We start from the raw sequence: 26,797 nt of genomic DNA, 5'->3' as shown, positions 1-26,797 counted from the left end.
TGCGCGGAACGCGAACGGCTGGTATCCCGCTAACAGAGGCTTTCACACCCACCCGTAAACGACCCCAAAAAGAGTCAGCCACGCCGCATCATCTGCCGTAACTCGCTCAGGCGGAAGGCGCCCAAGACATGCCCGGCGACGAAATAGACAACGCTTCCGAATATCACCAGCGCCAGCAAGGCAAGATAGCGCCATCCCGGCACCTGGAACGACCAGCCAAAGAGCTGATTGACGAGGGTCAGCGTCACACCCATCACGGCGGAGGCCAGAACGATCCGCCAGGCCCGGTCGAACAGTCGCCGGTCGGGGTGTGCCATCGGCCCCATGCGGCGTGATCCAAGCGCCAAAAACGCGATCATCACCCAGCCCGCGACCGAGGCCGCGATCGCGGGAGCAATCCAGCCGACAACCGGGTAAAGACCAAAGGCAAGCACCGCGTTCACCACCATGGCCACCATCGCATAACGGAAGGGGGTCTTGGTATCCTCGCGCGCGAAATAGAGCGGTTGCAGCAGTTTCTGCAGCACGAAGGCGGGCAGGCCCAGACCGTAGATCGCCACTGCCAGCGCCATAGCGGCGCTGTCCTCGGCCCCGGTGGCACCACGTTCGAACAGGACCGAGATAAGCGGCAGCGGCACCGTGACGAGCGCCACGGCGGCGGGCAGCGACAGCATCAGAGTGAACTCTCCGGCGCGGGAATAGGCGGTGCGTGCGCCCGCGTCATCGCCCGCCCGCAGTTTGCGCGACAGGTCCGGCAGCAGAACCACTCCGACGGCGATGCCAACCACGCCCAGCGGTAGCTGATAGAGGCGGTCCGCCGCAAACAGCCAGCTGACCGCGCTTTCGGTGCGCGAGGCAACCAGTTGTCCAACCACCAGATTGATCTGCGTGACTCCCATTGCCAGCGCCGCGGGAACCGCGATCGCCACCATATGGCGCATCTCGGGCGTTAACCGGGGCAGGCCGGGCCGGATGTGGATGCCCGCCCGCTCGGTTGCTCCCCAGACCAGAGCCAGCTGCGCTACGCCCGCGACCGGGATCACCCAGATCAGCCAGGTGATGACATCACCGCCGCCTTTCGCGCCCAGCAGCATCGCGGCGCAGGCCAGGATATTCAGCAGGACCGGTGCGGCAGCGGCGGCGGCAAACCGCCCGGTGGCGTTCAACACGCCTGAAAACAGCGCCGCCAGCGCCATGAACAGAATGTAGGGAAAGACGACATGGCCATAGCCAACCGCCAGATCAAATCGCGCATCCCCGGCAAAGCCGCCCGCCGTGGCCCAGACAAGCGCGGGCATGAAGACCATGCCAAGCCCAACCAGCGCCAGCACCGCCAATCCCAGCAGGTTGAAGGCCTGATTGGCAAAGCCCTGCGCGTCCTCGCCCCCTTCGAGGCGTTTTGAGAACATCGGCACGAAGGCGGCATTGAACGCGCCTTCGGCAAAGAAGCGGCGGAACATGTTGGGCAGGCGGAAGGCTGCGACAAACGCGTCCATCACTGGGCCGGGGCCAATATAGGCGGTGATAAGAATCTCACGCACAAAGCCCAGAATGCGGCTAGCCAGTGTCCAGAACCCGACGGTGAATAACCCCGAGAGCAGCCTGATCTGCTTCATGAATCGGCGCGCTCCGCGCCCTCAACGATGGCTGTGCGCAGGCGTTTCTCCAGCGTGCGCTGCTTGCCTTCGGAGTAGTATTTTAACCCGAACATGTCCTTCACATAGAATGTGTCGACCACCTGCTCGCCATAGGTCGCGATGACCGCATTGGCGACATAGACATTCGAGGCCGCCAGCACGCGGGCCAGATCATAAAGCAGGCCGGGCCGGTCGCGAGTATCGACCTCGATGATCGTGTAGATCTCGGACCCGTCATTGTCGAAGGTGATATGGGTCGGGACGTTGAACGCTTTTTCCCGCTTCTTGATCTTGTCGCGCGACTTGAACGCATCGCTGGCCACCACTTCGCCCTTCAGGGTCTTGTGGATCATCTGGGTCAGGCGCGGCAGGCGGGCGGCCTCATAAGGGCGACCTTCGGCATCCTGTATCCAGAAGGCGTCGGTCACGTAACCGTCTTTGGTGGTATAGCTGCGGGCATCGACCACGTTTGCGCCAACCAGCGCCAATGCGCCCGCGACGCGGGCAAAGATGCCCGGATGATCGCCCAAAGCGAAACAGGCGCGGGTGGCGTCGCGATCCTCGTCCGGGTGCAGGCGGATCTCCATCGCGCCGGCATCGCCGCTCACCTCGAGCGCGCGCAGCATCTCGGCGAACTCGACATGGGTCGACAGGTTCAGCCCCTGCCAATAGGGGTCATAATGGCGCCCGGTTTCTGTCTTGAGGTCGGCTTTCGACCAGTTGTCCAGCGCCGTACGCAGCGCCTTTTTTGCACCTGCGCCGCGATTGGCGCGGTTCAGGTCCTCCATCCCGGTTTCCAGCGCCCGCTTGGTTTCCGCATGCAGGGCGCGCAGCAGAGTGGCTTTCCAGTTGTTCCAGGTATTGGGGCCAACGCCACGAATGTCGCAAACCGTCAGCACCGTCAGCAGATCCAGCCGCTTGACCGTCTTCACCGCCTTGGCGAAATCGCGCACGGTGCGCGGGTCCGAAATGTCGCGTTTCTGCGCCATGTCCGACATCAGAAGGTGATACCGCACCAGCCATTCTACCGTCTCGCAGTCGGATTTGCTCAGTCCCAGACGTGGCGCGACCTTGCGTGCGATCTGGGCCCCGAGGATCGAGTGATCCTGTTCGCGCCCCTTGCCGATATCGTGCAGCAGCAGGGCCACATAGATGACCTTGCGGTTGATCCCGGCCTCAAGGATACCCGAGGCCAGAGGCAGCGCCTCGACCAGTTCTCCGCGTTCGATCTGGGCCAGGTTGACGATGCACTGTATGGTGTGCTCGTCCACCGTATAGCTGTGATACATGTTGAATTGCATCATCGCGACGATGGGTTCGAATTCAGGGATGAAGGCGGACAACACGCCCAACTCGTTCATTCGGCGCAGCGCGCGTTCGGGGTTGCCGTGCTTCAGCAGCAGGTCGAGGAAGATGCGCCTCGCCTCGCGGTCATTGCGCATGTCCTCGTCGATCAGGCCCAGATTGGCGGTTACCAGCCGCATCGCGTCCGGATGGATCAGCATGCCCGTCCGCAGACCTTCCTCGAACAGGCGCAAAAGGTTCAGCTTGTCTGCCAGAAACGCCTCGGGGGCGGAGATGTCCAGTCGGTTATGGACCACTTTGTAGCCCGCCTTCGTGCGCGGCTTGCGGCGAAAAATCCGCTCTAGCAGCGGGCCGCTTTTCTTGTGCGCCGCTTCCAGCTTGGTTAGAAAAATCCGGGTCAACTCACCCACCGCGGTGGCTTCGCGGAAATAGCGCTGCATGAACACCTCGACCGCCCGACGTCCGGCACGGTCAGTATAGTTCATGCGGTCGGCCACTTCGACCTGCAGGTCGAAATTCAGCTGTTCGGTGGCGCGTCCGGTGACCAGATGCAGGTGCGCGCGCACCGCCCAGAGGAACTCTTCGGCCCGAACGAAGCGCTCGAATTCCTCAGGCTCGAACAGGCCAAGACCCACGAGCTCTGCCACGTCATGAACGCCGTAGATATATTTGGCGATCCAGTAGAGCGATTGCAGGTCGCGCAGCCCGCCTTTGCCTTCTTTGACATTGGGCTCGACCATATAGCGCTCGCCCTGTTTGTGGTGGCGCTTTTCGCGTTCTTCCAGCTTGGCCTCAATGAATTCGCGCTCGGTCCGGTCGGACATTTCGCCCTTCAGGGTCTGGACCAGTTCCTCGGCCAGTGGCGCATGCCCGGCAAGAAAGCGTTGCTCCAGCATGGCGGTGCGGATCGTCTGGTCTTCTTGTCCCATGCGCACGCAATCGCGGATGGTGCGCGAGGAATGCCCGACCTTCAGCCGCAGATCCCACAGGATATAGAGCATGGATTCGATCACGCTCTCGGCCCAGGCGGTGATCTTGTAGGGTGTCAGAAATAGCAGATCGACATCTGAAAAGGGCGCCATCTCGCCGCGCCCATAGCCGCCGACGGCCACCACCGCGATGCGCTCGGACCGGGTCGGGTTAGCCAGCGGGTGCAGTACTTCGCTGGCCACATAAAGCGCGGTGCGCACCATGCCGTCGGTCAGATAGGTGTAAGAGCGGGTCAGCGGTCGGGCGGCAAAGGGCTTTTCGGCATAAGCTGTGGCGATTGCATCGCGGCCCGCCTTTTGCGTGTCGCGCAGGATCACTACCACCGCGTTGCGCAGCGAGGCATTGTCCGCCCCTTCGGCCGCAAGCGCTTCAACGTGATCCATGACCCGAGCGGGATCGAATATCTGTTCCGGCGGGCAGATCAGATCGCCAGCCACATCAGGTGTAATGCGCTGATACTTTTCAGGGTCAGAACCCGGCACCGGAGAATGTTTGTGGAGCAGGGTCAATCACAACCACCTGTTTGTTCTGGATCGTGGCCACTGCCAATCCCCGTTGGTTCGTGCCATCCGGCCTCAGGCGGAATATACCGCCCACACCCTGGAAACCAGCCCCTTGTGTCAGCGCCGCGCCGGTCAGGGCATTGGATTTGCCCGACCCGACCAGTGCCCCGATAGCGGCGATGCCGTCATAGGCCAGCCCGCTGATCGGATGCGGCGCGCTACCATAGGCAGACTGGTACCGCGCGCGGTAATTCTGGCTTTTGGCCGGGTCGGGCATCGCGAACCATCCGCCCTGAACGCCGGGAAGGGCAAGTGTCTGTGCCGGGATATCCCAGCGGGTCAGGCCGATGAACTGTGTGGTTTGATTGGAAACGCCTGCCTCGGGCAGAAGCTGGGTGAAGAGCGGCAGTGCGCCAGCCGTGGTGGAAGTCAGAAAGACCGAGGCGTCGCCCGCGCTGTCCACAGCCGCTTTCACTTGCGGAACAGCATTGATCACGCCCTGTTGCGAGCGTTCGTACGGGATCGAGCCTCCAAGTGTCGCGCCGCTGTTGCGAATGCCGTTCTCGATGGCGGCTTTGCCCAGTTGCCCGCCCTCGTCATTGCTGTAGACCACGACCATCCGGCCCTTGCCCTGACGGGCAGCATAGCTGGTCAGCCGGTTGGCCGAGTTCTCGAAGGTCGAGCCTAGGACAAAGACGTTGCCGCCCGCGATATTGGTATTGTTGGAAAAGGACAGGACATTGATGTTCCTGTTCAGAACCGAAAGCCCGGCTGCGTTCACGGCTTGCGAATAGACCGGGCCGATAATGATCTTCGCCCCTTCATCGACCGCCTGCTGTGCCACCGCCGAGGCGGTTGCGGAACTGCCAGCCGTGTCATAGACCCGCAGATCGATCTGCACGTTCTGCAGGTCTCCCATCGCCAGGCGGGCGGCGTTCTCAAGGCTCTGCGCCATCGAAGCGTCACCCGAGCGGCCCGATCCCCTAGGCACCAGCAGTGCCACAGGCACCGGTTTCGAGGTGTTGATGCTGGGCCCCCCGCTGGTTGCGGGTAGGTCACATGCGGCCAGAAATCCGGCAGCTGTCAGCGCAAGCGCCGTTTTGGCAAATTTGCGGGTGGGCTTGAAAAACGCAAACATCTAAATGAAAACTCCCTGATCGTGCATCCGGGCGGCCGCCTGCGGACAGGCCGCGATAATAAACGTCATGAAAGGCGGGTCCAGCTTTGAATTTCCAGAAACTCCGATTGTCCCCCGGCCTCTACTTTGTTGCCACACCGATCGGGACGGCCCGCGACATCACGCTGCGCGCATTGGATGTGCTGGCCTCTGCCGACGTGATCGCAGCCGAGGATACACGCAGTTTGCGCCACCTGATGGATATTCATGGCGTGCCGCTCGAAGGGCGGCGGATTGTGGCCTATCACGACCATAGCGGCGCGGGCGCGCGCGCGCGGCTGCTGGAAGCCCTTTCCACGGAGAAGTCAGTGGCTTATGCCTCCGAGGCGGGTATGCCGTTGATTGCTGATCCGGGCTATGACCTGAGCCGCGCTGCAGCCGAGGCAGGGCATAATGTGACGGTGGCTCCGGGGCCGTCGGCGGTTCTGGCGGCACTGACGCTGGCCGGATTGCCGACCGACGCATTCTTCTTCGCGGGCTTCCTACCGAATGCGACAAAGGCTCGGCGCACGCGCCTGGAAGAGCTGCGCGATGTGCCCGGAACGCTGGCTTTTTACGAATCGCCCAAACGGGTAGCGGACAGTCTGTCCGATATGGCGGCGGTGCTGGGCGACCGGCAGGCGGCACTGTGCCGGGAGCTAACCAAGAAGTTCGAAGAGGTTCGGCGAGGAACATTGTCCGAACTTGCCGCCGCGCTGAAAGCGCAGGGTGTGAAGGGTGAAATCGTGGTTCTGGTGGACCGCGCCCGGCAGGCCGCCGCCAGTGAGGAGGATGTCGAAAACGCTTTGTTAACGGCCCTTGAGGCACATTCGGTCAAGGATGCGGCGGAATTGGTTGCACGAATGTATTCCCTGCCGCGCCGCCCGCTTTACCAGAAGGCGCTGAAGCTTGGCAAAACGTAACATGTCAGATCGGGTATGGCGCGGATATCTGAACCATCGCACCGGAGAGGCCGCCGAGGATCGCATTGCCTCGGCCTATGGCGATCAGGGCTTCACAATCATCCATCGTCGATGGCGGGGTGCAGCGGGCGAGATTGACCTGATCCTGCGCGGACCCGGCGGGCTGATCTTTGCAGAGGTCAAGCAAAGTCGCGATTTTGCCCAGGCCGCGGCTTCATTGGGCGCAAGGCAGATGCAGCGTATCTATTCGGCTGCGGAAGAGTTTTTGGCGAATGAGCCTGCTGGCCAAAACTCCGAGGCGCGGTTTGATGTGGCGCTTGTAGACGGCTTGGGCGGGTTTCAAATCATCGAGAACGCCTTTGGTCAGATGTGATCCCCATTGAACCTGCCGCCCGGCTGCGCCATGTAGCGGGCAGATCATGAGGAGCGCGCCATGAAGATAGCCTTTCAGATGGACCCGATCGGGGTCGTGGACGTCAATGCCGACAGTTCCTTCCGTTTGGCCGAGGAGGCGCAGGCGCGCGGCCATTCGTTGTTCTTCTACAGCCCCGATAAGCTGGCCTATGATGAGGGGCGCGTCACTGCCCGCGGTCAGGACATGAGTGTGCAGCGTATCGCGGGTGACCCGGCCATTCTGGGGCCCGAGAGAGAAGTGGATCTGGCAGACTTCGACGTTGTCTGGCTGCGCCAGGATCCGCCCTTTGACATGCATTACATCACCTCGACTCACCTTTTGGATCGGCTCAATGGGCAGGCGCTGGTGGTCAATGATCCGTTCTGGGTGCGCAACTATCCCGAAAAGCTGCTGGTGCTGGATTTTCCCGATCTGACACCACCCACAACGATTGCCCGCGATCTGGACACGATTAAGGCGTTCAAGTCCCGCCATGGCGATATCATCCTCAAGCCGCTTTACGGCAATGGCGGTGCTGGTGTGTTCCGGCTGGATGCCAATGACCGCAACCTGACGTCGCTGCACGAGCTGTTCACCGGCTTCAGCCGCGAGCCGCTGATCGTGCAGAAATTTTTGCCCGATGTCAGCAATGGCGACAAGCGGGTGATCCTTGTGGACGGCGAACCGGTTGGCGCGATCAATCGGGTGCCTGCCAAGGGCGAGACCCGCTCTAACATGCATGTGGGCGGGCGGCCCGAAAAGATCGGGCTGAGCGAGCGCGATCTCGAGATCTGCGCCGCCATTGGTCCTCTGCTAAAGGAAAAGGGCCAGATCTTTGTCGGCATCGACGTGATCGGGGATTATCTGACCGAGATCAACGTGACCTCGCCCACCGGTATTCAGGAACTTGAGCGCTTCGACGGCGTCAATATCGCCGAGAAAATCTGGCAGGCCATCGAAGCACGGGTCTAGGCCGCGACCCGTGCCGAAATCCGGAAGCTAAGCGCTTCGGCTACATGCGGGCGGCGGACATGTCCTGACCCGTCTAGGTCGGCGATGGTGCGTGCCACACGCAGCACGCGGTGATAGGCGCGTGCCGACAGGCCGACCCGATCGGCGGCATTCAACAACATCTTCTTGCCTTCGGCATCCGGCGTGGCGATCTCTTCGAGCACGCCGCCTTCGGCATCGGCGTTTTGGCGCAACCCGTCATGGTCTGCGAAACGGTTGGTCTGAATCTTGCGTGCGGTGGCGATCCGCGTGGCGACTGTGGCCGAACTGTCGCCGCTTGCGGGTAGATCGAGATCGGCGAATCCGACCGGGGGCACCTCCAGCCGCAGATCGAACCGGTCCATCAGCGGGCCTGAGATGCGCCCCAGATAGTCCTCGCCGCAGATCGGCGCGCGCGAACAGGCGCGCGACGCATCGGCCAGATGTCCGCATTTGCAGGGGTTGGCCGCGGCGACCAGCATGAAGCGGCAAGGGTATTTCACATGCGCATTGGCGCGAGCGACCATGACCTCGCCGGTTTCGATCGGCTGGCGCAGGGTTTCCAGCACCGTGCGCGGAAATTCGGGAAACTCGTCCATGAAGAGCACCCCGTTATGAGCCAGCGAGATCTCACCCGGCTTGGCTCCTTTGCCACCACCCACAATCGCGGCCATCGAGGCGGTATGGTGCGGTTCGCGGAACGGACGCGAGCGGCTGATCCCGCCCTCGTCAAGCAGTCCGCAAAGCGACTGGACCATCGAGGTTTCGAGCGCCTCGATCGCTGTCAGCGGTGGAAGCAGGCCGGGTAGCCGTGCGGCCAGCATGGATTTCCCCGAGCCCGGTGAACCGATCATGATCAGGTGGTGTCTCCCGGCGGCGGCGATCTCGAGCGCGCGCTTGGCGCGTTCCTGCCCTTTGACATCGCGCAGGTCGCGTTGGGAATCGGGTTGCGTCACCTCACCCGGTACGGCGGGGGTCAGAGGTGCCTGGCCGGTATAGTGCCGGACCACGGCGGCGAGGGTGTCCGCGCCGATCACTTGCGCTGCACCAACCCAGGCGGCCTCAGCGCTGGATGCCTTGGGGCAGAGCAGGGTGCGTTCCTCTTCAGCAGCGGTCATCGCCGAGGGCAGCGCGCCCACTACCGGCACCAGCGAGCCGTCCAGCGACAGCTCTCCCAGCGCCAGCGTGGTCTCGGCCGCGTCCGCCGGGACGATCTCCAGCGCGGCGAGCAGGGCAAGCGCGATGGGCAGGTCGAAATGACTGCCTTCCTTGGGTAGATCGGCGGGTGACAGGTTGATGGTGATCCGTTTCGAGGGCAGCGCGATGGCCATGGCGCTGAGCGCGCTGCGGACCCGGTCGCGCGCCTCGGAAACCGCTTTGTCCGGCAGTCCCACCACCGCAAAGGCCGGCAGGCCGGGCGTGACGGCGCATTGCACCTCGACGGGCCGGGCCTCGACTCCCTGAAAGGCGACGGTATAGGTGCGCGCGACCATGCTTCCCCACTTGGTTAACAGGGGATTGCTACCGCGCGCATGGTTTAAGATCGGTTAACGAAGGATCGAATTAGGATAGCGGCCAGGGACCTATCTCGGCATCGATCGGGTAGGGGAACTGGTCGTATTTCGCGTCGTCGCTCAATGCCTGCGCGCGCCACGCTAGAACGGCAGGATCTGTCAACAATCCCTCGCAATAGCGGCGGTTCTGGTCCGAGACTGACAGCCCGTAGCCCACAATGCGCGCCGCGACGGGCGTGTAGAAGATATCGGCCAGCGAGTATTCACCAAACAACGCGCCTGTTTGCGCGCCTGATATAGTGCGGGCATGGGCCCAGAGCGTTTCGATCCGGCCCAAATCCGCCTGGGTCTCGGCGGAGGCCTGAAAGCCCTTGTAGAAATGCAGCAACTGCATCGGGCATTCACCCCGCAGGCTGGCATAACCGCTGGCCATTTCCGCGCACATCCAGCGGGCGGTTGCCCGCGCCGCGGTTTCTGCGGGCCACAATCCGGCTTCGGGGTGTCGCTCGGCCAGTGTTTCGGCCATGGCAAGGCTTTCACCGACTACGCTGCCCTCTGGCGTCCGGATGCAGGGCACAAGGCGCGCTGGCGCCATATCCTGCAATCCTGCGGACAGATTTCCCGAGAACAGCTCGGTCATGTGGATGCGGCAGGGGATGTTGAATTTTTCGAACATCAACCAGCCCCGCAGGGACCAGCTGGAGAACAGGCGGTCGCCGATATAAAGATCATAGGTCATGACCGGCAGTCTAGGCGCAGGGCTGAGTGCCGGTAAAACGCTGAATTGTGAGAGGGGGCATCACGGGCGGTGATTGATGCGGCCTACCGACCATCCCGTGGTGGAATGCGCGATCTCGGTCACTGACAGGTTGTCGATGCGATGGGCAAAAGCCTCGTCTGCGTCCAGCCGCAAAGCCCGCTGCAACTGCGTCAGGATCACACCGAAATGTGCCACAACGATCAGATCCCGGCCGGTATAAGCGGCTATCAGGCGGTCGATGGCGGTATCGACGCGCGCGCAGACCTCGTTCCAGCTTTCGCCATTTGGGGGGCGGACATCACCGGGCTGTTCCCAGTAGGCGCGGATGCGGTCGGGGTCTTCGGCTTCGATCTCGTCAAAGGCACGCAGTTCCCAGTCTCCGAAATGGATTTCGCGCAGGGCTTCGTCATGGGGCAGGCGGGTGCGCCCGGTTTCAACGGCCGTTGCGGTTTCGACTGCGCGGATCAGGTCTGACGAGATCACTAGAGCCTCGCCCGGAAGATGCGCCGTCAGTCGCGCGACCGCCTCGGTGTCGCTCAGATCGGCGGGCAGGTCGGACCAGCCCACCATGGTCTTGGCATGGGTCGGGCCATGTCGAACAAGATGCAACCGAGTCATGGCAGCTGGCCTTTCAGAACCTGTGTCAGACCCGCGACGACCTGCACCACCAGATCGGCCTCACCCGCCAGGGCGATGTTCAATCGCCCTTGTGCCTCGCGAAACTGCCGGGCCAGGGCATTGTCGGGAACGATCCCGTGGCCCACCTCGTTCGACACCATCACTACGTTCGCCGGACAGTTGCGCAAGGCGGTCTGCAGTCGGGTCTGTTCGGCTTGCAGATCGTTTTCCGCCAGCATGTGATTGCTCAGCCACATGGTCGCGCAATCAATCAGGCAGATCTCGTCGCCCCTGCGACCGCCGAGGGCCGGAGCTAGATCATACGGGGCCTCGATCGTTGTCCAGCCCACGCCGCGCTGAGTGATATGGCGGTCGATCTTGACACGCATCTCATCATCAAACACTTGTGATGTGGCGATGTAGTACCTATTTTTCCCTGAGATAACAGACAGATGTTCGGCAAATGCCGACTTCCCCGAGGCCGCGCCCCCCAGTACCAGGCTGTATTTCGGAAACAAACGCTTACCTCGGAACTGATCCATATGCCGCGAACCTGCGTATCTACTTCAAACGCGCAAAACAAGCGCTCGTGGTATTGCCGGCACTCTGGGAGGACTGAATGGCACTGGACACTTCTAATGACATGTCGATGTCGCGACAGGCTATGAAGGCTGAGCTTCTTGATGCCGAGACCGAGTTGAAGCTTGCTTATGCCTGGCGGGATGAGCGCGACGAACAGGCACTGCACCGTCTGATCACGGCCTATATGCGGCTGGCGATTTCGATGGCGGCCAAGTTCAAGCGCTATGGTGCGCCTATGAACGACTTGATCCAGGAAGCCGGACTTGGTCTGATGAAAGCCGCCGACAAGTTCGACCCCGATCGCGGCGTGCGCTTTTCGACCTATGCGGTCTGGTGGATCAAGGCCTCGATTCAGGATTACGTGATGCGCAACTGGTCGATGGTGCGCACTGGCTCGACCTCATCGCAGAAATCGCTGTTTTTCAACATGCGCCGGGTGCAGGCCCGGCTGGAGCGTGAGGCCGCCTCGGATGGTCTTGCGCTGGACCGGTACCAGTTGCATCAGAAAATCGCCTCGGAAATCGGCGTGCCGCTGCGCGACGTGGAAATGATGGATGGCAGGTTGGCCGGGTCGGACTTTTCGCTCAACGCGGTGCAGGCGGCGGACGAGGATGGGCGCGAATGGATCGACGCGCTCGAGGATGATGGCGAACAGGCGGCTGAAACCGTTGAACATCGCCATGATAGGGAGCAACTGCGTGAGTGGTTGCTGACCGCCATGCAGCGCCTGAACCAACGGGAACGCTTTATCGTGCGCGAACGCAAGCTGCGCGATGTACCGCGGACATTGGAGAGTCTGGGACAGGAACTTGGCCTGTCCAAGGAGCGTATTCGTCAGCTTGAGGCGGCGGCGTTCCAGAAGATGCGCAAGAGCCTTGAAGCGCAGTCCAGAGAGGTGCAAGACTTGCTGGCATGAGACATGCGTTTGTTTGGCTTGTTGCCGTTGCCGTAATCCTGGCCGCCCCGTTTCGGGCGGCTTTTGCGTCTGACCTGATCCCCCAGGACATACTGGATCGGATGAAACAGGCCGATGTGGTGATTCTGGGCGAGTTTCACGACAATCCTCGCCACCACCAGATACAGGCCGAGGCGGTGCGCGCATTGCAGCCCAATGCGGTGGTGTGGGAGATGCTGACCGCCGAAGGGGCTGTGCGGGTTAACCGCAACCTCATTTCCGACGAACAGAAGCTGGCGATCGAGTTGAAATGGGAGGAATTGGGCTGGCCGCCGCTCGCGATGTATCTGGACATATTCCGCGCCGCCCCAGATGCGCCGCTGCACGGGGCGCTGGTGCCGCGGGTCGCGGCACATAGCGCAATGGAGCGCGGCGCGGCTGTTGCGCTGGGCGCGGATGCCGCGCGCTATGGTCTGACTGTGCCCTTGCCGCCTGAGGAGCAGGCGGCCCGGATCGCCGATCAGCACGCCGCCCATTGCGAGGCGCTGCCCGAAGAGATGTTGCCACAGATGGTCGAAGTACAGCGTCTGCGCGACGCTGTGCTGGCCCGCGCCACGATTGAGGCGCTAGACGATGATGGCGCACCGGTGGTGGTGATTACCGGCAACGGGCACGCCCGCAAGGACCGCGGCATCCCGGTCTATCTTGCCCGCAGGCGGCCCGGTGTGAATGTCTTTGTTTTGGGTCAGTCCGAGGATGGCAGGCTCGATGGCGATTTTGATGCTGTGATCGACAGCCCCCCCGCCGAGCGCGAGGATCCCTGCAAGACTTTTGAGTGATCCCACAGGTGGATTCGGCTCTGGCGAAATTTGGCCCGCATGCCTAGTGTTGGCGCAATTTTTGAACCTCGAGAGGCCGTGATGCTGGCATCCAAGAAAATCCTGCTGATCATCGGGGGTGGTATCGCCGCCTACAAGGTGCTGGAACTGATCCGGCGTCTGCGCGAGCGCGGGGCTTCGGTAACGCCGGTGCTGACCCGCGCGGCCGAGGAATTTGTCACACCGCTGTCGCTGTCCGCCCTGACCGGTGAGAAGGTCTATCGCGATCTCTTTGATCTGACCGACGAGGCTGAAATGGGCCATATCCAGCTGTCGCGCGCTGCCGATCTGGTGGTGGTAGCCCCCGCCACAGCTGATCTGATGGCCAAGATGGCGGGTGGTTTGGCCAATGACCTGGCCTCGACCCTGCTCTTGGCCACCGACACGCCGGTGCTGATCGCGCCTGCGATGAACGTGCGGATGTGGGCCCATCCGGCGACCGAGCGGAACCGGGCGCAGCTTGCCGCCGACGGAGTTCGCTTTGTCGGGCCCAACGATGGCGACATGGCCTGCGGTGAGTTCGGGCCGGGGCGGATGGCCGAACCCGCCGAGATACTCTCGGCAATCGACAGCGTGTTGGGCGACAAGCCACTGGCGGGCAGGCGAATTCTCGTCACCTCTGGCCCAACCCATGAACCCATCGACCCGGTGCGTTACATCGCCAACCGTTCCTCCGGCGCGCAGGGCACGGCAGTTGCCCGGGCACTGGCGGCGCTGGGGGCCGAAGTGGTGTTCGTCACGGGCCCGGCCAGCGTTCCGCCTCCCGAAGGGGTCGAGGTGATCCGGGTCGAGACGGCACGCAACATGGCCTCGGTGGTCAAGGCGGCGCTGCCAGTCGATGCGGGCGTGTTCACTGCCGCCGTCGCCGACTGGCGGGTGACCAGCGCCTCGGACCGCAAGCTCAAGAAGACCCGCGATGGTGTGCCCGCGCTGGAATTTGCGGAGAACCCCGACATTCTCAAGACCGTGTCGCATCTGGAAGAAGACCGACCACCGCTTGTTGTGGGCTTTGCCGCTGAAACCGAAGATGTGATGTCGAATGCCACGTCCAAGCGGACACGCAAGGGCTGCGACTGGATCGTGGCCAATGATGTCAGCCCGGCAACCGGCATCATGGGCGGTCACGAAAACGCCGTGATCCTGATCACCGATGACGGTGCCGAAGAATGGCCGCGCATGCCGAAAGATGTGGTGGCACAGAAACTCGCACGCCGCATCGCGGATGCGCTGGCCGACTGAAGGGGAGAGATGTCCATGTTATCCATTCGGGTGATCCGCGAAGAGGGGGCCGACGCTTTGGTTCCACTGCCCAGCTACGAAACCACCGGCTCGGCGGGCGCGGATCTGCGCGCCAGCCTGCCCGACCGCGGATCGATTGTGCTGGAGCCGGGATCGCGGGCGCTGGTGCCCACGGGGCTGCGCGTTGAGATCCCCGCTGGCTATGAGGTTCAGATTCGCCCACGTTCGGGGCTGGCCCTGAAATACGGCATTACCCTGCCCAATACGCCCGGAACCATCGACAGCGACTATCGCGGTCCGTTGGGGGTGATCATGATGAACGCCGGAACCGAGGCATTCGAGATCACTCATGGCGACCGCATCGCACAACTTGTCGTGGCCCCGGTTGTGCAGGCGCGGTTCGATCTAGTCGATGGCCTGTCTGACACCGGGCGTGGTGCCGGCGGGTTCGGGTCGACTGGAACTGCCTGATGCTGCTGGTTTTTGCCCTCGCGGCGGCGCTCTGGGGTTTGGGATGGATGCTGGATGTGCCCCGGCGGAACCGGATCCGTGTCGTCGCGGGTCTGTTTCTGGTGGTGCTCTGCCTGCAGCTTCTGCTGCCGGTCGGGCACCCGGTGCGTGCGATGACTGGAACGTCACCCGCGCTCTGGCTGCTGCTTGCGGGGTTCGGCGTGGTGGCGGTGCTCTATGGCCGTTTCGTTTCGGGCATGCGGGCCAAGGTCGTGAAGGCAGAAACCGAGTTGCCTGCAAAGCCGGGTGGGGCGTTTTCGGGCACCGAGTTGGAGCGCTATGCCCGCCATATCGTTCTGCGAGAACTTGGTGGACCGGGGCAGAAGCGGCTGAAACAGGCACGGGTGCTGGTCATCGGTGCAGGCGGGCTGGGTGCGCCCGCGCTGCAATACCTGGCGGCGGCGGGCGCGGGGACCATCGGCGTGATTGATGACGACGTCGTGGAGAACGCCAACCTGCAGCGGCAGGTGATCCACCGGGACGCCGATATCGGAATTCCGAAAGTGTTTTCGGCACAAAAGGCGATGGAGGCGCAGAACCCCAAAGTGGTGGTACGCCCCTATCACCGCCGCCTGACAGAGGAGATCGTGGCAGACCTGTTCGCAGATTACGATCTGATCCTCGACGGCACCGATAATTTCGACACCCGCTATCTGGCCAATCGCGTCGCCGTGGCGCAGAAAAAGCCTCTGATCTCAGGCGCGTTGTCGCAATGGGAAGGTCAGATCAGTGTTTTCGATCCGCAATATGCCGGCCCCTGTTATCAATGTATCTTTCCCGAGGCGCCGGCAGCTGGTCTCGCTCCCTCCTGCGCCGAGGCAGGGGTGATCGGACCATTGCCGGGGGTTATTGGCTCAATGATGGCGCTGGAGACGATCAAGGTGATCACCGGGGCAGGCGCACCCCTGCGCGGCGAAATGCTCATTTATGACGGACTTTATGGCGAGACACGCAAGATCGTGCTGAAAAAGCGCGACGATTGCCCGATCTGCGGAGCGCCTCACACTGGACCATCCTGATCCGCGCGCCTAGCTTGACCCGCAAAGGAGACATGCATGACAAACCCGATCCTCGTCGACTGGGCCACGCCCTTTGCTATCGCACCTTTCGATACGATCTCGGATGACGATTTTGCCCCCGCGCTGGACCGTGCAATTGCGGCTCATAACGCCGAGATCGACCGCATTGCCAGCAACCCCGATACCCCCGATTTCGCCAATACCGTCGAAGCGATGGAAGCGGCAGGCGCGGATATCGACAAGGTTCTGTCAGTGTTTTTCACGGTTGCGGGTGCTGACAGCAACCCGGCGCGCGAAGCATTGCAGCGTGATTTCTCACCCCGTCTGGCGGCGCATTTTGCGGACATCTCGGGCAACAAACTCCTCTTCCGGCGCATCGCTGCCGTCTGGGAGGCCCGCGACAGCCTGAACCTGAGCGACGAGCAGCAGCGGGTCCTGATGTTGACCCACCGCGGGTTTGTCCGGGCCGGTGCGGCGCTGGAAGGCGAGGCCGAGGCGCGGATGAAAGAGATCAAGCGGCGGCTTGCCACGCTGGGCACCGACTTCACCCAGAACTTGCTCGCTGATGAGCGCGCGTGGTTCATCGACCTTTCCGAAGACGATCTCGAAGGATTGCCCGATTTCGTGGTCGAGGCCGCCCGTGCAGCAGGGGTTGAAAAAGAAGCTGCAGGCCCAGTGGTCACGCTATCCCGCTCGCTGATCGTGCCGTTCCTGCAATTCTCACCGCGCCGCGATCTGCGCGAAAAAGCCTATCGCGCCTGGGCGGCGCGTGGGGCCAATGGCGGGGGAACAGATAATCGCGGCATTGCCGCCGAGATTCTCAAACTGCGCGAGGAACGCGCGCACTTGCTGGGCTATGACAGTTTCGCCGCCTACAAGCTGGAAACCGAAATGGCGCGTACTCCTGAACGGGTGCGCGATTTGCTGATGCAGGTCTGGACCCCGGCCAAGGCACAGGCCGATGCGGATGCAGAAAAGCTGACCGCAATGATGCAGGCCGACGGCGTCAACGGTCCGCTCGCGGCATGGGATTGGCGTTACTATGCCGAGAAACGCCGCAAGGCCGAGCATGATCTCGATGAGGCAGAGCTAAAGCCCTACCTGCAGCTCGACCGCATGATCGAGGCGGCCTTTGCCTGCGCCAATCGACTCTTTGATCTTGAATTTGCACCGCTGGATGTGCCGCTCTATCACGCCGACTGCCGAGCGTGGGAGGTGACGCGCGATGGCGCGCATGTGGCGGTGTTCATTGGTGACTATTTCGCGCGCGGTTCGAAGCGGTCTGGAGCGTGGTGCAGTGCGATGCGGTCGCAGGCGAAGTTTCCGAAAGCGCAGACGCCAGTGGTGATCAATGTGTGCAATTTCGCCAAGGGTGAACCAGCGCTGCTGAGCTATGACGACGCGCGCACGCTGTTTCACGAATTCGGCCACGCGCTGCACCAGATGCTGTCGGATGTGACCTATGAGAGTATTTCGGGCACCTCGGTGGCACGCGATTTCGTGGAACTGCCCAGCCAGCTTTATGAACACTGGCTGGAAGTGCCCGAGGTGCTGGAAGAGTTTGCCACCCATGCCGAGACCGGCGCTGCGATGCCGCACGACTTGCTGGACAAGGTGCTGGCGGCGGCAAATTTTGACATGGGGTTCCAGACGGTAGAATATGTCGCTTCGGCGCTGGTCGATCTGGCCTTCCACGAACGGGCGGCCCCTTCGGACCCGATGGCGCGGCAGGCCGAGGTTCTGGCCGGGATCGGCATGCCTGCCGCGATCGGCATGCGCCACGCCACTCCGCATTTTGCCCATGTCTTTGCCGGCGACGGCTATAGCTCGGGCTATTACAGCTATATGTGGTCAGAGGTGATGGATGCCGATGCCTTCGCCGCCTTCGAAGAGGCGGGCGGGGCGTTCGACCCGGAACGCGCCAGCGCGCTTGAGGCGCATATCCTTTCCACCGGCGGTTCGAAGGAACCCGAAGAGCTTTACACCGCGTTCCGGGGCCGCTTGCCGGGAGTCGAGGCGCTGCTGAGGGGACGCGGATTGGCGGCGTAAGCCCCGGCGGAACGAATCCACCTGGGGGTGCTCAGTACCCAAAGGTGCGATCCACCAGATGCAGGAAGGGCTCACCCGCCTCGCCACGGCGGATGTTTTCGGCGATCGCGAGAACCGCTGTTTCCGGGCGGGTTTCTGACGCGATATGCGGGGTGACGGTGACCTGCTTGTGCGACCAATAGGGATGATCGGGGGGCAGCGGCTCGGTCCGGAACACATCCAGCGTTGCATGAGCGATGTGGCCGCTTCCCAGTGCGACGAGCAGTGCGTCGTCATCAATCAGTGGGCCACGTCCGGGGTTGATGACCACCGCCCCGCGCGGCAGCCTTGCAAATGTTTCGGCATTGAGAATGTTGGTGGTCGCGGGAGTGTCGGGCAGCAGCAGGACGAGGATTTCGGCACTTTCCAGCGCTGCTTGCAAACCTGACGCGCCGTCGAAACAGGTCACTCCGGGGATCGACTTGGGGGTGCGGCTCCAGCCGGTGACATTGAAGCCGAGGCTCGCCAAGGATTCGCCTGCGGCCTGACCCAGTTCGCCAAGTCCCAGTATGCAGACAGTGCGGTCCGGGGCCAACGGCGGCACATCTGTGCGCCAGATGCCATCCTGCCCGGTGATGTGGCGGTCCATGCCCAAATGGTGTCGTAACACATGGCCCGTCACCCATTCTGTCATGCCCTGTTGCAGGCCGTGATCCACCATCCGCGCCAGCGGGACGGTCAGGGTCGGGTTGCCGACAATGCTCTCGACACCCGCCCAAAGGCTCAACACTGCCTTGAGGCGCGCAAACGGCGTGAAGTCCCTGAGGCCGCTATTGGGCGCGTAGACGACGTAATCCACCTCGGCGAGGTCGAAATCGGTGGCGAGGCGGAACTCAACGTCGGTGGCGGCAATGGCGCTGGTCAGAAGTTCGCGATATTGGGGCCAGCGATCCGCGTGGGCGGAAAACAGCACATTGACACTCATCAGCGCATTCTTTCCTATCTGGCCCGGTGAATATGGGCGCTTTGAACAAGTCCGAAGGCGGCCAGCAGCACTAGCATGGCCGAACCGCCATAACTGACCATCGGAAGGGGCACGCCCACCACCGGCGCCAGTCCCATCACCATCGACATGTTCACTGCAAAGAACAAAAAGAAGTTCACCGCGATCCCCAGCGTGACCAGCGACGAGAACCGGTCACGCGTGGCCAGCGCGGTGGCGACACAAAAGATGATGATCAGCGCATAAAGCACCAGCAGAGAGAAACCGCCGACAAAGCCGAATTCTTCGGCCAGGGTGGTGAAGATGAAATCGGTATGCTTTTCGGGCAGGAAGTTCAACCGTGATTGCGTGCCCTGCATGAAGCCACGCCCGGACCAGCCGCCCGATCCCAACGCGATCTTGGACTGAGTGATGTGATAGCCCGCACCAAGAGGGTCGGTTGAAGGGTCAAGGAAAGTGTCGATCCGGCGAAACTGGTAGTCCTTGAGCAATTGCCAATCGGTTCCTCGGCTGTTGAACACGGCAGCGACCAGCCCCACGCCCGCCGCTATCACGGCACCGAAATAGGCCCAGTGGACTCCGGCAAAGAACATCATCGCGCCACCCGCGGCCAGCAGCAGGATCGCGGTGCCAAGATCGGGCTGGCGCAGCACCATGAAAGTGGGAAACAGGATCAGCAGGACTGGCAGGATGACCCAGATGGGCCGCGATGTGCGCTTGGCCGGAAGCCAGTCGTAATAGGCGGCCAGCAGCATCACCAGCGTGACCTTCATCAGTTCAGACGGCTGCAGCCGCATGAAGCCCAGATCGATCCAGCGCTGGGCGCCCATGCCCACCGTGCCGACCAGTTCCACCGCAAATAGCAGCGCGATGGAGGTCAGATAGGCCACCACCGACATGTTGCGCCAGAACCAGATCGGCACCATCGCCACGATCATCATCACCGCCAGACCCAGCGCAAACCGCTTCATCTGCGGCTCGGCCCAGGGCGTGAAGGAGCCGCCCGCCACCGAGTAAAGCATCAGGAACCCAACCGAGGCGACGCTGATCAAAAGCAGCGTTAGTGGCCAGTTCATGAACAAGATCTTTCGCAGCCCGCTCGGCGTCGATTTGACGTTATGTTCAAGATAACTCATGCGCGATCACTGCCATCCGAGGGCGCGATGCCGTCGCGCAGCCGATCCAGCCGCTCTTGCTGCTCCTTGATGCCCTCGCGATCCTTGGACGGGTAGGCCTCCAGCGGGGGATTGCCGTTGTAGAGCGCCTGCAGCATCACGTCGCGCGCCACCGGCGCCGCCGCTTTGGAGCCGCCGCCGCCATGTTCGACCACCACCGCCACCGCGTATTTCGGCTTGTCGAAGGGGGCGTAGCAGACAAAAAGCGCATGGTCGCGGCGTTCCCAGGGCAGGTCGCGGTTGCGGATCACACCGGCGGCGCGCTCAGCCTTGGTGATGTTGCGGACCTGGCTGGTGCCGGTCTTGCCCGCCATGCGATAGGCGTCTTCGATGATACGTGACCGGTAGGCCGTGCCGCGCCGGTCGTTCGAGACCGCATACATCGCATTGCGGATATAGCGCAGGTTGCGTTCGTTGATGTCCAGAGGCTCGCCCGCGCCCGAGGGCTGCTCGACCCCGTCGATGGATTTCACCAGCCGGGGCGTGACTGCGCGACCGGTGGCGATCCGGGCCGACATTACTGCAAGCTGCAGCGGCGAGGCCAGCATGAAACCTTGACCGATCGAGGAGTTGGCCGTGTCACCGACCAGCCAGCCTTCGCCATGAACGCGCTCTTTCCAGGCCTGCGTGGGCGTCAATCCGCTGCGCACGGCGGACATAGGCAGATCATGCTTCACCCCCAAGCCCAGCTTGTTGGCCATGGCCGAGATGTTGTCGATACCGGTCTTCACCGCCACGTCGTAGTAATAGACATCGCAACTGCGTTTTAGCGACAGCAGCAGGTCGACCGTACCGTGGCCGCCCCGTTTCCAGCAGTGGAAGCGGCGATTGCCGACTTTGTGGAAACCGGGACAGTAAGAGGTATCCCCGGGGCCCACCACACCTGCCTCCAACGCAGCCAGAGCGGTGACCATTTTGAAGGTAGATCCGGGCGGATATGTTCCCTGCACCGACTTGTTCGCCAAAGGGCGGTAGGGATCGTCGGTCAGGCGTTTGTAATCGGCAACCGAGATACCGCGCACGAACAGGTTCGGATCGAAACTGGGCGCCGAGACGATGGCCCGCAGGTCACCGGATTCGCAATCGATCACCACTGCGCTGGCGCTTTCGCCCTCCAGCCGGGCCTGCACATATTGCTGCAGATCGCCATCGACGGACAGCTGCAGGTCGGCCCCGGCATCGCCCTCGCGGCGGCTGAGCTCGCGCATAACGCGGCCCCCGGCATTCACTTCAACCCGTTTCGCGCCCGCACGCCCGCGCAGCAGGTCCTCACGCTTGGCCTCAAGACCAACTTTGCCAATCTGGAACCGCGGAATGCGCAGCACCGGCTCGGGGTCTTCCATCTGGCTCAGATCATAGTCGCTGACCGGGCCGACATAGCCGATCACATGGGCGAAATCGCTCATTTGCGGATAGTGCCGTGCCAGCCCCACCTCGGGCGTAATGCCAGGCAGGGACGGGGCGTTTACCGCCACTTTCGAAATCTCCTCCCACGTGACTTGATCGGCCAGAGTGATGGGTAGAAAGGCGGGCGCGCGGCGCATTTCGGCGCGGGCGCGTTCCAGGTCTTCGGGATCGAGATAGATCAGTTTGGACAGATCGCTGATCACCTTCTCGACGTCACCGGCATCCTCGCGCACGATGATAATCCGATAAGACGGAGTATTTTGGCCCAGTATCTTGCCGTTGCGGTCGAACAGTTCCCCCCGGGCTGGTGCAATCAGGCGAATGTTGATCCTGTTTTCCTCGGCCAGAAGCCGGAACTCGTCGGCCTGGTCCACCTGCATGTAGCGCATGCGCATGGCCAGACCGCCGACGAAGGCGGCCTGCAACCCGCCCACAAACAGCGCGCGGCGCGACACCTGACGATGGGTGTATTCCAGTTCCTTGAGATTGCGTTTCATGATCTGGCTCCCAGAGCATCCGCGTCCGAATGTTTCAACTTGCGTACCCCGAACAATGCCTGACTTAAGACGACTGCGAGCGGGTAGAACAGGATCGTCAAAACCAATTGCGATACCGAAAGCAGCAAGGGTGGCGCGCCGATCTCGGTAAGACCCAGGATCGCCCGGTCGGCGGCAAAGATCGCAAACAGCACCCCGGTAACCGTGAGCCATTCAGTGGCGAAATTGGTCTCACTCGCGGGCGTCGCTGCCCGGCTACGCAAAAAGGCGCAACCTGCCACAACCATTGCAGCCAGTAGACCGGGCGGCTTCTGTAGCAGCAGGTCGACCGTCAACATCACCGCCGCCACCAGCAGGGTCGGCACATAATCAGGCCGCCGCGTGACCCAAGCGAAGGTGAAGGCCACGAACAGGTCGGGCGGCGCGAAGTGCCGTGGAACCGTGTCCAGCGGCAGCAGGTGAAAGAACAGGATCACGATCATCAGCCCACAATAGACAAGCCGCATAAGCCAGACGCGCGAGGAGAGGCTAGCCATCAGTATCTCCTCCGGTCTCTGGAACCAGCGCCGTATCTGACGGCCGCATCGGCCCAACGACGCCGCCGGGATCCGTGACCGGGTCGGTGCCTTGATGGCGCAGCACCCGCAGGAATTCCAGCCGCTCGTAATCCGCTGAAAGCCGCACCCGCAACCGGCCCGCCGGGTCCGCCGCAACCTGCCCGATCAGCAGCCCCGCCGGAAAGACGCCGCCATCGCCCGAGGTGATGACCCGGTCGCCGGGCCGAACAAGCTCGCGGTTTTCCAGAAAATCCAGAACCGGCGCGGCGGAGTTGTCGCCCGCGATAAGCGCATTCTGTCCCGAGGGCTGGATCGTTGCGGGAATGGCGCTGGCCGCATCGGTCAGCAAGATCACCCGCGCCGTGTTCTGTCCCACGCCCGAGATCCGACCCACTAGCCCGATCCCGTCCATCGCCGCCCAGCCATCCACGATTCCGTCGCGCGCGCCGACATTTAACAGTACCGATTGTCGGAAGGGAGAGCCGCTATCGGCCATCACCACGCCGGTGATAAAGGTCAGGCGTGGGTCGAGCCGCACATTGTTCAGATCAAGCAAACGGGCGTTTTCCTGCTCCAGCTGCAATGCGGCCTCTTTCCAGGCGCGCATCCGCCGCAACTCGCTGCGAAGCTCCTGGTTCTGTTCACTCAGGCGCTGGTAGCTCTGGAAATCGCGCAGCAGGTTGATGGTGGCAGTGACCGGTACCATCGCCCAATCCATCGAGGGCACAACCTTGTCGGTAACCTGCGCGCGGAACCGTTCAACCCGCGGGCTGTCGATGCGCCAGACTAGAAAAGTGCCGATCAGGCACAACAGTACAACCCCCAACAGCAGACGCTTCAGGGGTCCCGAATAGTCTTCTTGCTGTGATCGGTCCTTGGCCAAAGGGCTCCTCTCAGTGGGCGCCTACCGTCGCGGGCGTGCCCGAGCGCAGTGAACTGCCCCCCAAAGAAGGGTGCGCGCCTTAGCTGTCGTAGTCAATCGCGTGGCGCAGTTGCTTTTCGTATTCCAGCGCTTTGCCGGTCCCCAGTGCAACACAATTGAGGCTTTCGTCAGCGATCGACACCGCCAGACCCGTCTGCTCGCGCAGCGCCAGATCCAGATCGCCCAGCAGTGCGCCGCCACCGGTCAGCATCACACCGCGATCGACAATGTCGGCGGCCAGATCGGGCGGAGTGGTTTCAAGCGCGGTCATCACCGCCTCGCAGATCTGCTGAACAGGTTCGGCCAGCGCCTCGGCCACCTGGGCCTGGCTGATCTCGATTTCCTTGGGCACACCGTTCAACAGGTCGCGACCCCGTATCTGCATCGACTGGCCGCGCCCGTCATCGGGCATGCGTGCGGTACCGATGGTGGTTTTGATACGCTCGGCGGTGGTTTCGCCCACCAGGAGGTTCTGCTGGCGGCGCAGATAGTTCACGATGCCCTCGTCCATTCGGTCGCCCCCGACGCGAACCGAGCGGGCATAGACGATGTCGCCCAGCGACAGAACCGCCACTTCGGTGGTGCCGCCGCCGATATCGACGACCATGTTGCCGGTCGGATCTGTGATTGGCATGCCTGCGCCAATGGCCGCCGCGATTGGTTCGGCGATCAGTCCGGCGCGGCGTGCGCCCGCCGACATGACAGATTGGCGGATCGCGCGCTTTTCCACCGGTGTCGCACCATGCGGCACACAGACGATGATCTTGGGCTTGGAGAAGGTAGAGCGTTTATGCACCTTGCGGATAAAATGCTTGATCATCTCTTCGGCGGTGTCGAAATCGGCGATCACACCTTCGCGCATCGGGCGGATCGCCTCGATGCTGCCCGGTGTCCGACCCAGCATCAGCTTGGCGTCTTCACCCACCGCGAGCACCTTCTTGACGCCATCTTTCACGTGATAGGCGACGACGGAAGGTTCCGACAGGATCACCCCGCGGCCTTTGACATAAACCAGCGTGTTCGCGGTCCCCAGATCGATGGCCATGTCCGACGAGAACAAGCCGCCAAGATTTCCAAACACCGACATATATGCGTGATCCTGTAGAGTGCTGCCCAGAGTTCCCGCGACTCTAACGATCGCAGGATTTTTAACCTTATAGGCCTCTACAGATGGTGGGGGAAGGGCCGAATCCGCCTAAATCAGCGCTATTCCGCCCTTCGTGACCTCAAAGCGCGATGCGGAAGCGGGCAAATCCGTCCGGACCATCGCCTGCAGGCTCGATGGTGACACCTTGCACATCCTCGACATAATCGGCTGCCTTGGGGCCTGTGTCGAACAGCACGCTGGTACCGGGCAGGGGCGCGAAGGACCAGTTGGCGTCGGCCTTGGGGCTGATCGTGCCTTTCTCGACGATATAGCGAACGATGACATCGCGGTTGGTATCGGGCCCCTCGAAGACCACCGTATCGCCCATCGCACCGGGGAATTTGCCGCCGCCACCCGCGCGGTAGTTGTTGGTGGCAATGATGAACTGCGCTTGCAGGTCGATGGGCGCGCCGTTGAATTGCAGTTTCACGACGCGGTTGGCGTCTGGGTTGATCACCTCGCCCTTGGTGTCGAATTTCGAGGGTTGACTGAGATCAATCTGATAGGTCACTCCGTCGATCACGTCGAAATTGTAGCTGGGGAAATCGGGGTTCAGCAGCACCTGATCGGCTTTGCCCGCCTCGACCTGATTGAACATGCCCGCCGAGCGCTCCAGCCAGTCCTTGACCTGCGCTCCGCTCACCAGCACCGCGCGCGCGGTGTTGGGATAGAGGTAAAGATCCGAGACATTCTTAATCGCCACATCGCCTTTGGGCACATCGGTGAAATAATCCGACCCGCCCCGGCCACCGGCCTTGAAGGGCGCGGCGGCTGAAAGGATAGGCAGCCCCTCATGCTCGGTGCCTTTCATCATCTGTTCGATATACCAAAGCTGCGCTATCGAGACGATCTGCACCGACGGATCATCGGCCACCAGCGCGAAGTAGGAATGCAGCGGCGCGTCGGTCTTGCCAACCGCGCGGCGCACATAGGCGAGCGTGGCGTCATGGTCACCCTGCACGCTATCCAGCACATCCTGCTGACTATCGACCAGCGCGGTGATCGAACGGTCCTCGTTGCGTTTCGAGATCGGGCGCGCCTCACTCGCGTGGCTGACAATCTTCCACTCACCGCCCGAGCGTTCCAGCATCAGATCGATCAGGCCCAGATGCGAGCCCCAGAACCCGCCCATGGCAGCGGGTTTGCCATGGATGGTGCCCTTTGCCACATCGACCCCGGCCATGCCGTCATAGTCGGAAGAGGGGAAGACCCGGTGATGGTGACCGGTCAGCACCGCGTCAATACCTTCAACCGCGGCCAACGGAACGGAGGCGTTTTCCATCCCGTCGCCGTGGTCGGCCTCTCCGATACCGGAATGGCTGAGCGCGATAATGATATCGGCACCGTCTTCCTTCATCTGCGGCACATAAGCTTGCGCGGTGGCCACGATATCGCGGGCCTGCACCTTGCCTTCCAGATGGCGACGATCCCAGTTCATGATCTGCGGCGGGACGAAGCCGATCAGGCCGACCTTGATTGGGTGGGTTTCGCCACTGCCGTCGGTGAGTTGTTTCTCAAGGATCACATAGGGTTTGATCAGCGTCTTGTCTTTGGTCGGATCGCTGCCCATCTCCAGCGCCACATTGGCGCTGACCACCGGAAACTCGGCCCCCGCCAGCGATTTTGTCAGGAAATCCAGCCCGTAGTTGAACTCATGGTTGCCCAGTGTCGTGGCATCAAAACCCACCGTGTTCATGGCGGTGATGATCGGGTGGCTGTCACCCTCCTTCATGCCACGCTCATAGGCGATGTAATCGCCCATCGGGTTGCCCTGCAGGAAATCGCCGTTGTCGATCAGCATCGAGTTGGTGGCCTCGTCCCGAATCTGCTTGATGATCGAGGCGGTACGGGCCAGCCCCACCGTGTCGCGCGGTTTGTCGGCGTAATAGTCATAGGGGAACACATGCACATGCAGGTCAGTGGTTTCCATCAGGCGCAAATGCGCTTGGTTGGAGGCCGCCCGGGCTGAGAACGGATGTAGCGCAACAAAACCGGCGGTTCCGGCAAGGAAACCCCGGCGGGTGAGCGAAAGTGACATGGTATCTTCCCTGAATGTTCGGTGCAGAGCGGCAGGCGCTGCATGGATCAACATGATAGCGGCGAAGAATTCACTGCGATAGCGCTGACATCCTGTTCAGAGTGAAGATT

Annotated in this window: 23 protein-coding genes; 9 read left to right on the top strand and 14 right to left on the bottom strand. The window is 62.2% G+C overall.

What is annotated here, in order from left to right:
* Positions 1 to 74: 74 nt before the first annotated feature.
* From murJ to AB1E33_RS08985, 3 genes are read right to left on the bottom strand one after another with little or no spacing between them, the layout of a single operon-like run.
* Positions 75 to 1,616, bottom strand: coding sequence for a murein biosynthesis integral membrane protein MurJ (gene murJ, locus AB1E33_RS08995; protein ID WP_372576925.1), 1,542 nt, complete (start codon positions 1,614 to 1,616; stop codon positions 75 to 77).
* Positions 1,613 to 4,441: a [protein-PII] uridylyltransferase gene (locus AB1E33_RS08990; protein ID WP_372576924.1), complete on the bottom strand. Its 2,829-nt coding sequence runs from the start codon at positions 4,439 to 4,441 to the stop codon at positions 1,613 to 1,615. Before AB1E33_RS08990 ends, murJ begins: the two co-directional genes overlap by 4 nt.
* On the bottom strand, positions 4,401 to 5,573 hold the full coding sequence (locus AB1E33_RS08985; protein ID WP_372576923.1) for a penicillin-binding protein activator: 1,173 nt from the start codon (positions 5,571 to 5,573) through the stop codon (positions 4,401 to 4,403). Before AB1E33_RS08985 ends, AB1E33_RS08990 begins: the two co-directional genes overlap by 41 nt.
* 86 nt (positions 5,574 to 5,659) lie before the next feature.
* Here AB1E33_RS08985 and rsmI point away from each other — a divergent pair, with 86 nt between their 5' ends.
* From rsmI to gshB, 3 genes are read left to right on the top strand one after another with little or no spacing between them, the layout of a single operon-like run.
* Positions 5,660 to 6,514, top strand: coding sequence for a 16S rRNA (cytidine(1402)-2'-O)-methyltransferase (gene rsmI, locus AB1E33_RS08980; protein WP_372576922.1), 855 nt, complete (start codon positions 5,660 to 5,662; stop codon positions 6,512 to 6,514).
* 1 nt (position 6,515) lies between these two features.
* Complete coding sequence (locus tag AB1E33_RS08975; RefSeq protein ID WP_372576921.1) at positions 6,516 to 6,887, top strand: YraN family protein; 372 nt, start codon at positions 6,516 to 6,518, stop codon at positions 6,885 to 6,887.
* Positions 6,888 to 6,947: 60 nt separating this feature from the next.
* The gene (gshB, locus tag AB1E33_RS08970) at positions 6,948 to 7,880 is read left to right on the top strand and encodes a glutathione synthase (RefSeq protein WP_372576920.1); all 933 of its coding nucleotides are present in this window, start codon (positions 6,948 to 6,950) and stop codon (positions 7,878 to 7,880) included.
* Here the strand turns inward: gshB and AB1E33_RS08965 are convergent.
* From AB1E33_RS08965 to cobU, 4 genes are all read right to left on the bottom strand, one after another.
* Entirely contained in the window at positions 7,877 to 9,391 is a 1,515-nt protein-coding gene (locus AB1E33_RS08965) for a YifB family Mg chelatase-like AAA ATPase (protein ID WP_372576919.1), read from the bottom strand. The two genes, gshB and AB1E33_RS08965, sit on opposite strands and share 4 nt — an antisense overlap.
* Positions 9,392 to 9,461: 70 nt before the next feature.
* Complete coding sequence (locus AB1E33_RS08960) at positions 9,462 to 10,151, bottom strand: glutathione S-transferase (protein WP_372576918.1); 690 nt, start codon at positions 10,149 to 10,151, stop codon at positions 9,462 to 9,464.
* A 60-nt stretch (positions 10,152 to 10,211) separates the two neighbouring features.
* Positions 10,212 to 10,790: a histidine phosphatase family protein gene (locus tag AB1E33_RS08955; protein WP_372576917.1), complete on the bottom strand. Its 579-nt coding sequence runs from the start codon at positions 10,788 to 10,790 to the stop codon at positions 10,212 to 10,214.
* Positions 10,787 to 11,332: a bifunctional adenosylcobinamide kinase/adenosylcobinamide-phosphate guanylyltransferase gene (cobU, locus tag AB1E33_RS08950; RefSeq protein WP_372576916.1), complete on the bottom strand. Its 546-nt coding sequence runs from the start codon at positions 11,330 to 11,332 to the stop codon at positions 10,787 to 10,789. The genes AB1E33_RS08955 and cobU overlap by 4 nt, the downstream gene beginning before the upstream one ends.
* A 77-nt stretch (positions 11,333 to 11,409) precedes the next feature.
* Between cobU and AB1E33_RS08945 the strand changes: the two genes are divergently transcribed.
* The 6 genes from AB1E33_RS08945 to AB1E33_RS08920 all read left to right on the top strand — a co-directional run bounded on the left by AB1E33_RS08945 (position 11,410) and on the right by AB1E33_RS08920 (position 17,962).
* Entirely contained in the window at positions 11,410 to 12,288 is an 879-nt protein-coding gene (locus AB1E33_RS08945) for an RNA polymerase factor sigma-32 (RefSeq protein ID WP_372576915.1), read from the top strand.
* Positions 12,285 to 13,106: a ChaN family lipoprotein gene (locus AB1E33_RS08940; protein WP_372576914.1), complete on the top strand. Its 822-nt coding sequence runs from the start codon at positions 12,285 to 12,287 to the stop codon at positions 13,104 to 13,106. Before AB1E33_RS08945 ends, AB1E33_RS08940 begins: the two co-directional genes overlap by 4 nt.
* 81 nt (positions 13,107 to 13,187) lie before the next feature.
* Entirely contained in the window at positions 13,188 to 14,384 is a 1,197-nt protein-coding gene (coaBC, locus tag AB1E33_RS08935; RefSeq protein WP_372576913.1) for a bifunctional phosphopantothenoylcysteine decarboxylase/phosphopantothenate--cysteine ligase CoaBC, read from the top strand.
* 15 nt (positions 14,385 to 14,399) lie between these two features.
* On the top strand, positions 14,400 to 14,855 hold the full coding sequence (gene dut / locus AB1E33_RS08930; RefSeq protein ID WP_372577267.1) for a dUTP diphosphatase: 456 nt from the start codon (positions 14,400 to 14,402) through the stop codon (positions 14,853 to 14,855).
* Complete coding sequence (locus AB1E33_RS08925) at positions 14,855 to 15,913, top strand: HesA/MoeB/ThiF family protein (RefSeq protein WP_372576912.1); 1,059 nt, start codon at positions 14,855 to 14,857, stop codon at positions 15,911 to 15,913. The genes dut and AB1E33_RS08925 overlap by 1 nt, the downstream gene beginning before the upstream one ends.
* Before the next feature lie 36 nt (positions 15,914 to 15,949).
* The gene (locus AB1E33_RS08920; RefSeq protein ID WP_372576911.1) at positions 15,950 to 17,962 is read left to right on the top strand and encodes a M3 family metallopeptidase; all 2,013 of its coding nucleotides are present in this window, start codon (positions 15,950 to 15,952) and stop codon (positions 17,960 to 17,962) included.
* 31 nt (positions 17,963 to 17,993) lie between these two features.
* On the opposite strand, the gene AB1E33_RS08915 is transcribed toward AB1E33_RS08920, so the two are convergent.
* The 7 genes from AB1E33_RS08915 to AB1E33_RS08885 all read right to left on the bottom strand — a co-directional run bounded on the left by AB1E33_RS08915 (position 17,994) and on the right by AB1E33_RS08885 (position 26,687).
* Positions 17,994 to 18,926: a 2-hydroxyacid dehydrogenase gene (locus AB1E33_RS08915; protein ID WP_372576910.1), complete on the bottom strand. Its 933-nt coding sequence runs from the start codon at positions 18,924 to 18,926 to the stop codon at positions 17,994 to 17,996.
* Between the two features lie 14 nt (positions 18,927 to 18,940).
* Complete coding sequence (rodA, locus tag AB1E33_RS08910) at positions 18,941 to 20,080, bottom strand: rod shape-determining protein RodA (protein WP_372576909.1); 1,140 nt, start codon at positions 20,078 to 20,080, stop codon at positions 18,941 to 18,943.
* Positions 20,077 to 22,023, bottom strand: a complete 1,947-nt coding sequence (mrdA, locus tag AB1E33_RS08905; RefSeq protein ID WP_372576908.1) for a penicillin-binding protein 2 — start codon at positions 22,021 to 22,023, stop codon at positions 20,077 to 20,079. The genes rodA and mrdA overlap by 4 nt, the downstream gene beginning before the upstream one ends.
* Entirely contained in the window at positions 22,020 to 22,559 is a 540-nt protein-coding gene (locus AB1E33_RS08900; RefSeq protein WP_372576907.1) for a rod shape-determining protein MreD, read from the bottom strand. The genes mrdA and AB1E33_RS08900 overlap by 4 nt, the downstream gene beginning before the upstream one ends.
* On the bottom strand, positions 22,552 to 23,463 hold the full coding sequence (gene mreC, locus AB1E33_RS08895; RefSeq protein ID WP_372576906.1) for a rod shape-determining protein MreC: 912 nt from the start codon (positions 23,461 to 23,463) through the stop codon (positions 22,552 to 22,554). Before mreC ends, AB1E33_RS08900 begins: the two co-directional genes overlap by 8 nt.
* Positions 23,464 to 23,542: 79 nt before the next feature.
* Positions 23,543 to 24,589 (bottom strand): rod shape-determining protein, encoded by a 1,047-nt coding sequence (locus tag AB1E33_RS08890; RefSeq protein WP_249707463.1) that lies wholly within the window; start codon positions 24,587 to 24,589, stop codon positions 23,543 to 23,545.
* Positions 24,590 to 24,728: 139 nt separating this feature from the next.
* A complete protein-coding gene (locus tag AB1E33_RS08885) occupies positions 24,729 to 26,687 on the bottom strand; it encodes a bifunctional 2',3'-cyclic-nucleotide 2'-phosphodiesterase/3'-nucleotidase (protein WP_372576905.1) in 1,959 nt (652 codons plus the stop codon).
* Positions 26,688 to 26,797 lie beyond the last annotated feature (110 nt).

The sequence above is a fragment of the Ruegeria hyattellae genome (assembly GCF_041537925.1).
Lineage (GTDB): Bacteria > Pseudomonadota > Alphaproteobacteria > Rhodobacterales > Rhodobacteraceae > Ruegeria_C.
This window is presented reverse-complemented; position numbering and strand designations above follow the sequence as displayed.